General features: G+C 58.4%; 14 protein-coding genes. 6 read left to right on the top strand and 8 right to left on the bottom strand.

The window, feature by feature from the left end; genetic code table 11:
* Positions 1-23: 23 nt before the first annotated feature.
* The 3 genes from ACP7B0_RS05365 to ACP7B0_RS05355 all read left to right on the top strand — a co-directional run bounded on the left by ACP7B0_RS05365 (position 24) and on the right by ACP7B0_RS05355 (position 3,082).
* Positions 24-185, top strand: coding sequence for a hypothetical protein (locus ACP7B0_RS05365; RefSeq protein WP_426139933.1), 162 nt, complete (start codon positions 24-26; stop codon positions 183-185).
* 31 nt (positions 186-216) lie between these two features.
* Positions 217-2,481, top strand: coding sequence for a catalase/peroxidase HPI (gene katG / locus ACP7B0_RS05360; protein ID WP_426139931.1), 2,265 nt, complete (start codon positions 217-219; stop codon positions 2,479-2,481).
* Positions 2,482-2,866: 385 nt separating this feature from the next.
* A complete protein-coding gene (locus tag ACP7B0_RS05355; RefSeq protein ID WP_426139930.1) occupies positions 2,867-3,082 on the top strand; it encodes a DUF2934 domain-containing protein in 216 nt (71 codons plus the stop codon).
* A gap of 22 nt (positions 3,083-3,104) precedes the next feature.
* Here the strand turns inward: ACP7B0_RS05355 and ACP7B0_RS05350 are convergent, their stop codons facing one another.
* Both ACP7B0_RS05350 and ACP7B0_RS05345 read right to left on the bottom strand, forming a co-directional pair.
* On the bottom strand, positions 3,105-3,392 hold the full coding sequence (locus tag ACP7B0_RS05350) for a hypothetical protein (protein WP_426139928.1): 288 nt from the start codon (positions 3,390-3,392) through the stop codon (positions 3,105-3,107).
* Between the two features lie 146 nt (positions 3,393-3,538).
* Positions 3,539-5,620, bottom strand: coding sequence for a TonB-dependent siderophore receptor (locus ACP7B0_RS05345; protein ID WP_426139927.1), 2,082 nt, complete (start codon positions 5,618-5,620; stop codon positions 3,539-3,541).
* Between the two features lie 454 nt (positions 5,621-6,074).
* Here ACP7B0_RS05345 and ACP7B0_RS05340 point away from each other — a divergent pair, with 454 nt between their 5' ends.
* The 3 genes from ACP7B0_RS05340 (at position 6,075) to ACP7B0_RS05330 (ending at position 8,663) form a co-directional block, all read left to right on the top strand.
* Entirely contained in the window at positions 6,075-7,235 is a 1,161-nt protein-coding gene (locus tag ACP7B0_RS05340; RefSeq protein ID WP_426139926.1) for a DUF1624 domain-containing protein, read from the top strand.
* A 755-nt stretch (positions 7,236-7,990) separates the two neighbouring features.
* Entirely contained in the window at positions 7,991-8,182 is a 192-nt protein-coding gene (locus tag ACP7B0_RS05335) for a DUF2188 domain-containing protein (RefSeq protein ID WP_426139925.1), read from the top strand.
* A 247-nt stretch (positions 8,183-8,429) separates the two neighbouring features.
* Positions 8,430-8,663: a hypothetical protein gene (locus ACP7B0_RS05330; protein ID WP_426139923.1), complete on the top strand. Its 234-nt coding sequence runs from the start codon at positions 8,430-8,432 to the stop codon at positions 8,661-8,663.
* Between the two features lie 24 nt (positions 8,664-8,687).
* Here the strand turns inward: ACP7B0_RS05330 and ACP7B0_RS05325 are convergent, their stop codons facing one another.
* The 6 genes from ACP7B0_RS05325 to rutA all read right to left on the bottom strand — a co-directional run bounded on the left by ACP7B0_RS05325 (position 8,688) and on the right by rutA (position 12,716).
* Positions 8,688-8,912 carry a DUF6555 family protein gene (locus ACP7B0_RS05325; protein WP_426139922.1) on the bottom strand — a complete coding sequence of 75 codons (225 nt, stop codon included), beginning with the start codon at positions 8,910-8,912 and terminating at the stop codon, positions 8,688-8,690.
* Between the two features lie 193 nt (positions 8,913-9,105).
* Positions 9,106-9,645: an NADH-dependent FMN reductase RutF gene (rutF, locus tag ACP7B0_RS05320; RefSeq protein ID WP_426139921.1), complete on the bottom strand. Its 540-nt coding sequence runs from the start codon at positions 9,643-9,645 to the stop codon at positions 9,106-9,108.
* Between the two features lie 14 nt (positions 9,646-9,659).
* The gene (gene rutD, locus ACP7B0_RS05315; protein ID WP_426139920.1) at positions 9,660-10,439 is read right to left on the bottom strand and encodes a pyrimidine utilization protein D; all 780 of its coding nucleotides are present in this window, start codon (positions 10,437-10,439) and stop codon (positions 9,660-9,662) included.
* Between the two features lie 45 nt (positions 10,440-10,484).
* Entirely contained in the window at positions 10,485-10,868 is a 384-nt protein-coding gene (gene rutC, locus ACP7B0_RS05310) for a pyrimidine utilization protein C (protein ID WP_426139918.1), read from the bottom strand.
* Between the two features lie 25 nt (positions 10,869-10,893).
* Positions 10,894-11,634: a pyrimidine utilization protein B gene (gene rutB / locus ACP7B0_RS05305; protein WP_426139917.1), complete on the bottom strand. Its 741-nt coding sequence runs from the start codon at positions 11,632-11,634 to the stop codon at positions 10,894-10,896.
* On the bottom strand, positions 11,634-12,716 hold the full coding sequence (rutA, locus tag ACP7B0_RS05300; protein ID WP_426139916.1) for a pyrimidine utilization protein A: 1,083 nt from the start codon (positions 12,714-12,716) through the stop codon (positions 11,634-11,636). The genes rutB and rutA overlap by 1 nt, the downstream gene beginning before the upstream one ends.
* Between the last annotated feature and the right edge of the window lie 208 nt (positions 12,717-12,924).

Here is a 12,924-nt window from a genome sequence, read left to right as displayed (position 1 = left end):
TTGACCTGATAAAGGAGAGAGGCATGAGCCATGCGCCTGCTCTGCCCGCCGTGGACCGCCGTGCCGGCAAGTTGATTGCCAACATCAAGAGTGATCGCGTGGACACAACGGCAGTTGAACAAAGAGCGGGGCTCATGCCATTGATTCCATTCATCTCCACCCTGGACTCGGATCCATCCGGGTGAGCGGATGAACACGACCAAAGGTAGCTCGCACATGGCAACTGAATCGAAATGTCCGTTCACTCAAGCCGCTGGCGGTGGCACCACGAACCGCGATTGGTGGCCGAATCAACTGAACCTGAAAATACTGCATCAGCATTCGTCCTTGTCCGACCCCATGGGCGAGGCCTTCAACTACGCGGACGAGTTCAAGAGCCTGGACTTCGAGGCGGTCAAGCAAGACCTGCGGGCGCTGATGACCGAGTCCCAGGATTGGTGGCCGGCGGATTTCGGTCACTACGGACCGTTGTTCATTCGCATGGCCTGGCACAGTGCCGGCACCTACCGTACCGCTGACGGTCGCGGTGGTGCCGGTGCTGGCCAGCAACGTTTCGCACCCCTCAACAGTTGGCCGGACAACGTCAGCCTCGACAAGGCGCGCCGCCTGATCTGGCCGGTCAAGCAAAAGTACGGCCGGAAGATTTCCTGGGCGGACCTTATTGTGCTCACCGGTAACGTCGCACTGGAGTCCATGGGCTTCAAGACTTTCGGTTTTTCGGGTGGCCGTCAGGACGTCTGGGAACCTGATGAGGACGTTTACTGGGGCAAAGAAAAAACCTGGCTGGGTGGCGATACACGCTACGGCAAGGATGCCCAGCCGCCGGGTGAAGGCGTGCTGGTGGCCGAAGCGCAGAAGCATGGCACTGAAGAGAGTCGCACCGACAATCAGGGGCGCAACCTGGAAAATCCCTTGGCTGCCGTGCAAATGGGGCTGATTTACGTCAACCCGGAAGGGCCTGAAGGTAATCCTGACCCGGTGGCGTCCGCCAAGGACATCCGCGAAACCTTCGGTCGCATGGCGATGAACGACGAAGAAACCGTCGCTTTGATTGCCGGTGGGCACGCCTTCGGCAAGACCCACGGTGCCGGCCCCGCAGACAATGTGGGGGCCGAACCGGAAGCTGCCGGGCTCGAAGAACAGGGCTTTGGCTGGAAGAACAGTTTTGGCACGGGCAAGGGCCCTGACACCATCACCAGCGGCCTTGAGGTGACCTGGACCTCCACCCCGACCCAATGGAGCAATCAATACCTTGAGAACCTGTTTGGCTTTGAATGGGAGCTGACCAAGAGTCCGGCGGGGGCACATCAATGGCAGCCCAAGGATGGCGCGGGCGCCGGTACTGTGCCGGATGCCCATGATCCTTCCAAACGCCGCGCCCCCTCGATGCTGACCTCGGACCTGGCCCTGCGTTTCGATCCGGTCTATGAGCCGATCGCCAGGCGTTTCCTGGAAAACCCGGATCAGTTGACCGATGCGTTCTCCCGGGCCTGGTACAAACTGACACATCGGGACATGGGGCCGCTCTCGCGCTACGTCGGTCCTGAAATGCCGGCCGAAGAGCTGCTGTGGCAAGACCCGATCCCCGCCGTCGATCACGCGTTGGTCAACGAATCGGATACGGCATCGCTCAAGAGCAAGTTGCTGGCCAGCGGGCTGTCGGTATCGCAATTGGTGTCCACGGCCTGGGCGTCAGCCTCCACCTTTCGCGGCTCGGACAAGCGCGGCGGTGCTAACGGTGGGCGCTTGCGTCTGGCCCCGCAGAAGTTCTGGCAGGCCAACCAGCCTGAACAATTGGCGGGCGTGCTGGAAGCCCTTGAGAGGATTCAGGCTGAGTTCAATCAGGCGCAAATGGGTGGCAAAAAAATCTCCCTGGCCGACCTGATCGTCCTGGGCGGCTGTGCTGGCATCGAACAGGCTGCGAAAAATGCGGGGCACACCGTAACGGTGCCGTTCGCACCGGGGCGCATGGACGCTTCCCAGGAGCAGACTGACGTGGAGTCGTTCGGGTTTCTTGAACCCATTGCTGATGGCTTCCGCAATTACGTCAAAAGCCGCTACAGCATTTCGGCTGAGGCTCTGCTGATCGACAAGGCGCAGTTGCTGACGCTCACCGCTCCGGAAATGACCGTGCTGCTCGGAGGGCTGCGGGTCTTGAACATTAACTACAACCAAAGTCCCAACGGCGTGTTCACCACTCGGCCGGGGGCTCTGACCAACGACTTCTTCAGCAACCTGCTGGACATGAGCACCGAGTGGAAGCCCGTTTCGGAGGCCGCGGATGAGTTCGAAGGGCGTGATCGCAGCACCGGTCAGGTGAAGTGGACCGGCACCCGTGTGGACCTGGTCTTCGGCTCGCACGCGCAGTTACGGGCGCTGGCGGAGGTCTACGCCAGCGCGGATGCGCAGGAGAAGTTCGTCAAGGACTTCGTGGCCGCCTGGAATAAGGTCATGAATCTGGATCGATTCGATCTGGCATGACCTACAGCCTGTAAGTGATGGATCAAGCTGTTTCGTTAAGGCGAAGCGGCTTGATCCATTTTTGTTGCCGCCCCGCGTGCAATCCAGGCCACAAAACGGTGCCCGAGCACGTCGTTTGCCAGCGTCATTTCTTGCCCGGCCGGTGCCTTCGGCTGAGCCACGCCTTCAACCAAACTGAACTCGTCGGAAAAATCCGTGGTCTACCTTGCCCATGCATCGTCTGGGATAACCCGATGTTTGAACCATCGACCGGCAGGTACCGATTTACGTTAAGGAGATTGAACCCGTGACGCGCGTTGTTTCGCTTGCGAATTGGCGTACCTTTAGCCGTGGTTCATACGCCAGACCCGGAGATGTCTCACGATCCTATTGGAGAGGACAGCCTATGAACGTGGACGAAGAAACCGTACGTCAGTTGGCAACAATGATCTGGGAAACCGAAGGGAGGCCAGAAGGGCATCATGAGCGTCATTGGCAGATGGCGACCAAGTTGGCCGAATCCGTCGCAATGACACCTTCGCGCAGCGTCGACAGGGCCAGTGTCGAGGCCTTGTTGCCTGAGACGGATCGCCCTGATGAGTCGGGCCCGGACCGCACCTGAAGGCGCGACCTTAAAGCGGGAATCAGTGAACAGCCGTGGGCGCTGTGACGGTTTTGCTCGTTGATGCCGGTGCATAAGCCTGTTCAAATCGGGCGATGCCCTTGACCCAATAGCGGCGGTGAGTCGTCTGGTCCGGTGCAAGGAGCGGCTGGGAAGACCACTGATGATGGCGCTTGGATTCTTCCCGGTAAGCTTTCCATTCCATTGCCTCGGCGGTTTCCTTCGCCGCTCGTTCATCGTCGAACCAGCCCAGAATGTAGACTTCACCTTGGTCGCGACCGTGCTCAACCAGTAAAAAAATAGTGTCCATTGAATGCCTGTCTGTCATCAAAGCTGCGCCGGGTAATCCCGCGCCCTACAGACAGTATCGGCGGGTTTGGCCAGAATTAAAGGCCCGGGACCAAAAAACTGCAAAATGGTTCACGGGCCACTGGAAAAACCGCGGCTTCGAGGAAGTCAGAACGTGACGCTGGCGGACAGGCGCGCTGTCCGCGGTTCGCCTACGTTGACCTGCAATTCACCGCTTCCGGTATTGGACGGGTAGTAGTGCTTGTCGAAGAGGTTGTCGACGTTGAACTGCAGTCGCGTTTTATAGCCTTGGGTGGGCAGGTCCCAGCGCAGGAAGGCGTCGGCAACCGTGTAGCTGTCCATCCAGAAGCTGTTGTCGTTGTCTCCCGGACGCTTGCCAACATAGCGGGCGCCGCTGCCGGCGTGCCATTGGCCGGTGGATTCGGGGAACGCAAGGTGGTGAGTCAAGTACAGGCTGGCCGTGTGCATCGGCGCGTTATTCAGACGGTTACCTTCGTCATCCGGGTCGTCAAGGATCTCGGTGTGGGTATAGGCATAGGTGCCGATGACGTCCCAGCGTGGTGCGATCTGCCCGGTCACGTCCAGTTCCAGCCCGCGAGACCCTACCTTGCCAGCGGCTTCAGCGACACTGACGCCGTTGATCGTGGAGGTGGTGACCACGTTTTTCTTGACGATATCGAACAGCGCCAGATTGATGTTCAGTGCTCGTGAAGGATTGTACTTGGCACCGATCTCATAGCTGCGACCTTCCTCCGGGTCGAAGGTGTTGCCGGCATCGTCCACGGTGTCGTTGGGGACGAATGAGCGGCTGTAGTTGCCATAGAGCGACAGCGCTTCTGTGGGCTGATAGACCAGCCCGGCGAAGGGAATGAAGGCATCGCCGTTGTCGTCCCGGTTCAGCTTGTAAGACGTGCCCAGGCCCTGATCGCCGTACTGGTCGTAATGCTGCTGGCGACCGCCGAGGACCACAATCCACTGTTCATTCAGGTGCCAGTTATCCTTGATGTACACGGAAGTGGACGTCAGTTCGTTTCGCGCATTGCTCTGGGCCGCGCTGATCACGCTGGGTTCGGCCAGTCTGCCGTATTGTGGATCATTGATATTGATGGTCTGGGTAACCGTGTTGCGGTAAGTCTTGCCGCGATACTTGTCCGAGGCTTCGTTATCGATGCCCACGAGCAGGTCATGGCGCTGGCCGAACAACTGTTGTTCTCCTATGAAGTCCAGAGCGCTGTAACGGCTTTCATAGTCGTAATGCCCGCCGTTGGCCTGACGGGTCAGCGTGTTGTTGGTGAGCCTGGTGGGCTGGGCGATGGAAAGGCTGTACCGGTCATTGTTCCAGCCATAGGTCGCCCGGGCTTTCCAGCCGTCGCTGAGTTGGTATTCGAATCGCGCCGTGGCGGTTTCACTGATGCCTACGGTCTTGGCCCAGCTTTCGTCCAGACGTTTGCTGTAGCTGCCCGCTGCCGGTTTGCCATTGCTGAACACCGTGCCGCGGTCGAACGGGCTGGAATAATCGTTGTACTCATAGGCCAGGGTCATGCTGGCGCGATCTCCCACCCAGCTCAGCGACGGCGCCACCAGCGTGTTCTCGCTGCTGCCGTAGTTGCGCCAGTAATCTTCATTGCCGCGCTCGGCCACCAACCGGTACGCCAGCCCGGTATCACCCAACGGGCCTGTCGTATCCAGACCGAACGTGCCGCCGCCTTCGCTGAAGGCAGAGCCCGAGAGGGTGGTTTGCTGGGTGAACTGCGGCTGCTTGCTGATCACATTGATCACGCCGCCCGGTTCCCCAGCGCCGTAAAGCAGTGCGGCCGGGCCTTTGAGCACTTCGATGTGATCAGTGGTGGCGCTGACGTTATGACCCACCACCGACCGGATGCCATCGCGCAGGATGGAGCCGTCGTCGTTGGAGCCAAAGCCGCGCTTGGTCACGGCGTCCTTGGAGTTGCCCAGGGTGTTGGATTGCGACATGCCGCTGACAAACTTCATCGCATCGTCCAGTGACTTCACCTGGTAATCATCCAGCGTCTCTTGGGTCACCGTATTCACGGTCTGCGCTTCATCCTTGACCGGCACTTCGGACTTGCTCGCCGTGCTGGTGGTCGCCCGTGTATAGCCCGAGCCTTGAGAATCGCCCGTGGCCCGAATGTCAGTAGCGCCCAATTCGGTCACTGAATCGTCGGCACTGGAAAGCGTGGGCAGCAGAACACAACCTAAGGCAAGCATGGCGCAGTGATTAGAACGCGGTCGGGTGAGCACTGAATTCATTCCGTAAAAGTGTAAATGAGAATGTTTATTATTGCTTCGTTGCGACCCTTTAGCCAAGACATATCTGCCATCACCTGGACGGTAACGAGCTGGATACACGGCGTATGGCTTTAACCCACAGGGGAATGGGAGCGTGCAGGGGGAGGCGGCTCCCGTAGGCGTTGACTCGGAAGAATTCGTTTGGGGGCCGAAATGTCCTGAATTCAGCGGGTTTGCTGGCGCAAGTCAAGGGTGGGCCAAAGGCAGATCAGTTGTTTATGTAGTTGATATAACATAACATTATCCGGTCTTTTTAAGATCGGGTGCAGCGCTTCGTCTTATTGATAGCCGCCGTGCCTGCATCCCGCCGTACCACGCCAAACCCAAAGGTAAACAGGTCTGGCGACTGAAATCCCTTGACGATGAGTGCTCCATGACGACCCCTATCCCGAAGCCGTTGGCGTCCACGCGCCTGCAGTCCATCGACGCATTGCGTGGCCTGATCATCCTGTTCATGCTCCTGGATCATGTGCGAGAGACCTTTCTTCTGCACCTTCAGGTTTCTGATCCAATGGACGTGGCCAACACGCCACCTGCGTTGTTCCTGAGCCGTACCCTGGCGCATCTGTGCGCGCCGCTGTTTATCTTTCTTACCGGCCTGTCGGCGTTTTTGTATGGCGAACGCTACGGTAAGGCCGGGGTTTCCGGCTTTTTGTTCAAGCGGGGTCTGTTCCTGATCGTGCTGGAGTTCACCCTGGTGAATTTCGCCTGGACCTTCCAGTTTCCGCCCAACACTGTCTATCTTCAGGTCATCTGGGCGATTGGCCTGAGCATGGTCGCGCTGGCGGTGTTGATCGTCCTGCCACGCTGGGCGCTGGTGACGTTGGGGTTGGTGATCATCGCCGGGCATAACCTGCTGGATTCTTTGCATTTCGCGAAAGAGTCCGCCATGCATGTGCCCTGGGCGATTCTTCATGATCGCGGCTGGCTGCAACCGTTCGAGGGCATGCGTCTGCGCACCTCTTATCCCGTGCTGCCGTGGATCGGCGTGATCGCCCTGGGCTATGCGGCAGGGCCGTGGTTTGCAGCCGGAGCCGATGCCAGCCAGCGCCAGAACAAACTGATTGCATGTGGCGCCGGGGCCCTGGTGTTGTTTTTCGTCCTGCGTCTGATCAATGGTTACGGCGAGAAGCCTTGGCTGTTCGGCGAAACCAGGGTGCAGACGGTCATGAGTTTTTTCAACATCACCAAATACCCGCCGTCGCTGCTGTTCCTGAGCCTGACGCTGGGCCTCGGTCTGTTGCTGCTGGTCTGGTTCGAGCGGGCCGCAGGGCGTGGCTGGATGAAACCACTGCTGGTGTTCGGCGCGGCTCCGATGTTCTTTTACCTGCTGCATCTGTACGTGTTGAAAATCCTCTACCTGATCGCGTTGTCGATCTGGGGCGCGAATCATGGCGAGTATTTCGGGTTCGACTCGGTAGGGGCGGTGTGGTTGTGTTCGGTGTTGCTGGCGGTTGGGCTGTTCCCGGCAGTACGGGTATTTGCCAGCTTCAAGGCACGGCGCAAGGACATTGCCTGGTTGAAGTATTTCTAAGGTCTGTTTGAGGCAGTGAGAAGCTGGCATCCGCTTTCCCAGGGATGCCAGCTTTTTGTTTTTACTCGTGGTGGGCGTTGCTCGACGCTCATGGGGGTCGACCTGCGGGATGAACTGACCCCCAAAAGTTGGACGGTCTTGTCAGGCGGCTCGCGGCCGTGTTCTGTAGGCGTTCGCACAACATTCCTGACCCCGTGGGACCGGCCTTAGCCGGGAAGGGGTATTTCAGGCGATGCAGATGCAGCGAACACCTTGGCCTCTTCCCGGCTGAAGCCGGTCCCACGAGGTGAACACCCATTTCCGGCTGAAGCCAGCCCGATGGAGGATAGGTTTGCGTTTGAACTGTGCTGAATATTTGCCCATGAAAACACCCAAAAGTCTGGATAGGGCAGTTCAGGATGAAGGCGAACTTGAGACGATTCAACGAAGGCAGCTTAAGGCATAGCTGCCATTCGCCACGCCGTAAGCCGCAAAGACGTAGGAGGGGTGGCTCTTGGCGATACCGGCAAGAACCCGGACATTTCCTTGTGCTTGTCGGACTCGGCAATCGTGGGCTCGCGGAGAGCGCATATCAGATTTCGGCAATCGGCGGTGTTCTGGCGTTCTTGACGGGCTCGCGTGGTAGGGGCGCAGGCAGGTCCGGGCACGGCGCTCAAGGGAATACCGTGATGCGACGTAAGGCACGTGAGTCCATGGCGCCGGGGTGTAAGGTAGGCAGGCAAACCCCTAAGTCTCAACGAAATGGAGGTGTCTGTATGAGCACGCCCATGTTCTCGAAGATGCAAATAAACGGCTATCAAGTCATCAACGTCAATAACGGTCCATGGACTGTCTGCACTAAAGAAGATCGGTTAGGGTCTTTCGGCTCCCGACAAGAGGCGTTAGCCTATGCGGTGTCTCTGCCAGCTAATCCATCCAGGGTTCAGGCTTCCGGACGCAAGCAATAGATCGGACAGTGCGCAAGCCTGGGCAAACGCCGAGGCTTGCGGAATGTAAGCAACAGGGCGCAAAGGCCGTCGCCCAAGTTGTGAGAAACACAGGCGCCGACAATGCACTCACTGCGCTTGACTGCCGTTCGTCTTCCTGAATGCCGGCACGGAAAACTTTCTACTTGTTGTTATTTCGTAATCACGGACCCCGACGGGCAACGCCCGTCGGTAGCATTATTCAAATGATTATTGAGAAGCCGAACACATGCTCATCGAAACACTGACTCTCACTGAGCCCGTCAAGCGTCAGGTCGTGCGCCTGCTTAACCAGATCGAACAGGCAAACTCCATGATCCAGGCGGTCAAGTCCGGCGCGCGTGCCGACGGTTTCGTGTTGGGGCTGGAGGCCGCAGCGGCATTGGATCACAGTGGAATAGACAGCCTGCATCTATTCTTCGAAACAGCGCTGGAGGCTCGTTTGAAAGCACTTGCTCAATAAGCCATGGCGCATTTCAAGTCCGCCTCATGATTCAGTCCACTGAACGTCGCTCAGGCCAAATTGCTCAGCTTTGGGTTTACTGATAATGGGGATTTTATCCATACGATACTTAGGGATTTGTCCGAACCCCGCATCGACAGCGGCCCAATTCCAGGCCGCGGCGTTATCCATTAAAGGAGCACAAACGTAAAAGCTTTTGTAGTTCCCATGCAGTAAGTAGTCGATTCGATAGTGCCTGGAATGATGCATGCCTGCATCCCTCTATTGTTGATGTCGTCGATAGATGGAGTCCTCATGATTTGGAAAATTCGGCTCTTCCGATGATCGGCATTGAACCTGAAATAGCGTGCTAATAGATGGCAATACGACATTGACTCGTAATTTTACAAGGCATTCGTTAGGTTTCGTTAGTTTATAAATGGCATTCGAATGAATTGATTCGTTAGCGGCTTCCGGGCATGGCGAAAGGCAGGCCGTGATAGCTGCGATTGAAATAGACCAGTGCCGCCGCTTCGTTCTGCCGACGCAGCGCCACTACTTCGCAAAACAAAATGTCGTGGGTGCCGACGCTTACGGTCTGGCTGACCCGGCAATCAAAGGAGGCGGCTGCGCCTTCCAGCACGGGTGCGCCGGTCACCCATTGAGACCATTGAGCGGCCGCGAAACGTTCCGCCATGGGCGTCTTGCCACCGAACAGATTGGACAGCTCACGTTGTTCGCTGGTCAGGGTATTGATGCACAAGGTGGCGTGGGCGGTAAGCGCCGGATGCACCGATGCCGAACGGTTCAGGCAAACCAGCAACGTGGGCGGCGAATCCGTCACGCTGCAGACTGCCGTGGCGGTAAAGCCGAAACGGCCGTGGGGGCCATCGGTGGTAATGACGTTGACAGCGGCGGCGACGCCCGCCATGGCGTCGCGAAAATCCTGCTGTGCAATGGGCATCAGCCCTTGATCGGCAATAGGTCGTTCAGATACATGCATGTGAGTTTCTCCCCTCAGGCCTGGCGGGCCAGGTAATCAAGAACTACGCGATTGAACGGCTCTACGTCGCTGACACTGGAGGCGTGACCGCCGTAGTCGAGCAATGCCAGTTGCGCGCTGTACAGCTTGTCTGCCAGATGCTGCGAACGCTGCCAGGGCACGAGCATGTCGTCGCGATTGGCGATCAGCAGGGTGGGCGTCTTGATCTGCTCCAGCCGGTCTTCGACATTGAAGGCTTGCAGGGCGGCGATGCGTCGCAACAGGTTGTCGGTTTCCGGGAAATGGGCCAGGGCGTGGGCCTCATCCTCCGCCAACTGCGCACTGTGAGCGGCGATCCAGTCGGCGGGATACAGAAACAGCGCCTGCGCTTGAACGTAGGCGGCCGGCCCACTGTCGCGCAGCAGGTTTTTGCGCACGGCGAAGCACCGATCGCTGTGCGGATTCGGGCTGCTCCAGGCGTTGATCAACACCATGCTTTGCAACAGATTTGGGCGTTGCAGGGCCAGTTCCAGGCCCACCAGACCACCCAGCGCATGCCCCATGAAATGGCACTGTTGGATGCCCAGTTCATCAAGCATTTCCAGGAGTTCGCCCGCCATGTTTGCGATGGTGTACCCCTCGGCGAGCCTGGCCGGGCTGCGACCGGTTCCGGCCTGGTCGTAAACCACAACCCGATAATGTTCGGCGAGTGCCGGTAGCTGTGGCGCCCAGAAGCGGGCCGAACCGCCCAGGCCAGAGCTCAACACCAGAGTGGGCGTGTCCGGTGCCTGACAGCCAAGAATTTCGTAGTGCATGCAAGACTCCAGCGCGGACGTTCGTGCGACCGCTTCGTTATGGGTTCAGCCGATGTGCGCGATGCTGGCGATTTCAATCAAGGCCTCGGGTTTCACCAGGCCGCACTGGATGCAATAACGTGCCGGTTTCTCCCCCGCGAAGTATTCGGCGTACACCGCGTTGACCTTGGCGTAGTCCGCCCAGTCACGAATCATGATCATGTTGAAGGTCACGTCGTCCAGGGTGCCGCCAGCGGTTTCGACGACGGTTTTGATGGTTTCCAGCACATGGCGGGTCTGGGCTGTGGCATCTCCCACATGCACCACGTTGTTGTCCTTGTCGAAGGGCAGGGTGCCGGAGACGTAGAGCACACCGTTGGCCATGGAACCAGGGACAAACGGTGCAATGGGTTTGCTGGTGCCAGCCGGGATGATGGACTTCTTGGGCATGATGAAACTCCTTGATGGGCCGCCTTCAGAGGTCGGCGGTCTGAGGGCTGAAAGTGGTGCAAAAATCTTCGACGCTGGAGACCCAGCCAAAAAACGTTTCGATGTTGAACAGCGCGGCCTGCTGCGCAAAATCAGGCCCGGCCTGATGGGTCGCATCGGCCAGCACCACGCCGAAGTATTCCAGGAAGAAACCATCGCGCAGGGTCGATTCGACGCACACATTGGTGGCGATGCCGGTGAACACCAGATTGCGGATTCCACGACTGCGCAACAGGCTGTCGAAGTGGGTATTGAAGAAACCGCTGTAGCGTGTTTTGGGCACCACGATGTCGCCGGGTTGTGGCTGCAATTCGTCCACCAACTGATAATCCCAGCCACCCTTGGCCAGCAGCTTGCCTTGCAGTTCCGGGCGCTTGCGCATGGTTTTCAGGGCATTGGATTTATGCCAGTTGGGCGAACCGGGGCCACCGGCTTCGACGTAATCCGGGTCCCAACCGTTCTGGAAGAAAATCACCGGCATCCCGGCCGACCTTGCCGTCACCAGCGCTTTTTGAATGTTGGCGATGACCGGCCCTGTACCGCTGATATCGAACCCGGCGAGGTCCAGATAGCCACCCGGTGTGGAATAAGCGTTCTGCATGTCCACCACAATCAACGCCGTCTCACCGGGCTTCATGCTCAGCGCTTCAGGACGGGCGGGCAGTTGCCGCGCGGGCGACCTGGGGTGTGGTGGTTGATAACCGCAGGTGTGTTCGGGTGCACTCATCAGGCAGATTCCTGCAGTGGGTTGATGTGCTCGCGGCTGGTCATCAGCGGCTGGATCTTTTGGCCGAAGTCGTCAATGCCCTTCACGAAATCATCGAAGGTCAGCATCACGCCCTGAGTCCCGGGCACCGTCGCGACTTCATCGAGCATCCGTGCCACGCTGGCCCATGACCCCACCAATGTGCCCATGTTGATATTCACCGCCGAGGTCGGGTCGGCCATCTGCCGCATGTTCGAACCGGGGCTCTTGTCTGCCGCGCCTTTTTCGCTGAGCCAGGCAATGGCCTCCTCATCGGCGCCTGCCTTGATGTGCTCCCAGCGGGCGCGGGCGGCTTCGTCGGTGTCGTCGGCAATGATCATGAACAGCGGGCAGGACGTGACGTTGCGTCCGGTTTTTTCGTTGGCTTCAATCAGCTTCGCAGCCGTCGGGGCGTAGGCCGTTGGCGTGTTGACGCCCTTGCCAAAGCAGAAGTTGTAGTCGGCGTACTGAGAGGAAAACGCCATGCCGGCTTCACTCTGCCCGGCACAGATGAGCTTCATGGGCACCTGGGGTCTTGGGCTGACCCGGCAGTCGTTCATGGTGAAGTACTTGCCCTGGAGGTCGCAGTGGCCGGTGCTCCACAGGTCCCGAAGCACCTGAGCGTATTCGGCCAGATACTCATAGCGGGTAGAGAAGAACTCATCCCCCGGCCACATGCCCATTTGCTCGTATTCCGGTTTCTGCCAGCCGGTGACCAGATTGACGCCGAAGCGCCCGCCGGAAATCGAATCAATGGTCGACGCCATCCGCGCCACGATGGCCGGGGGAATCGTCAGCGTGGCCACAGTGGCGAACAAATGGATGCGGTGGGTGACAGCGGCGAGCCCGGCCATGAGCGTGAACGACTCCAGGTTATGTTCCCAGAATTCGGTCTTGCCGCCGAACCCGCGCAGCTTGATCATCGACAGCGCAAACTCGAAGCCGTAGTACTCGGCCTTCTGCACGATTTCCTTGTTCAATTCAAAGGTCGGCATGTACTGCGGCGCATTGCTTGAAATGAGCCAGCCGTTGTTGCCAATGGGAATGAAGATTCCAATATCCATGAGAAGGCCTCTTGCATGCATAGCGATGAGTGCAGTGCCCGAAGGTCGGAGCACGATACGCAATGGCTTTTGCATGAAGCAGGCCAAATTTTACAAGTCCTGTTAAAACATAAGGTTAGGCGGATTTTTCGATTAGTTCAGACCATTTGGTCTGGATTAGAGCACTTGGTTTGTGCGTGGCGCACGAGGATGGAGCAGATGAAGATAC

The organism is Pseudomonas sp. DWP3-1-2 (genome assembly GCF_049896285.1).
Taxonomy (GTDB): domain Bacteria; phylum Pseudomonadota; class Gammaproteobacteria; order Pseudomonadales; family Pseudomonadaceae; genus Aquipseudomonas.
This window is presented reverse-complemented; position numbering and strand designations above follow the sequence as displayed.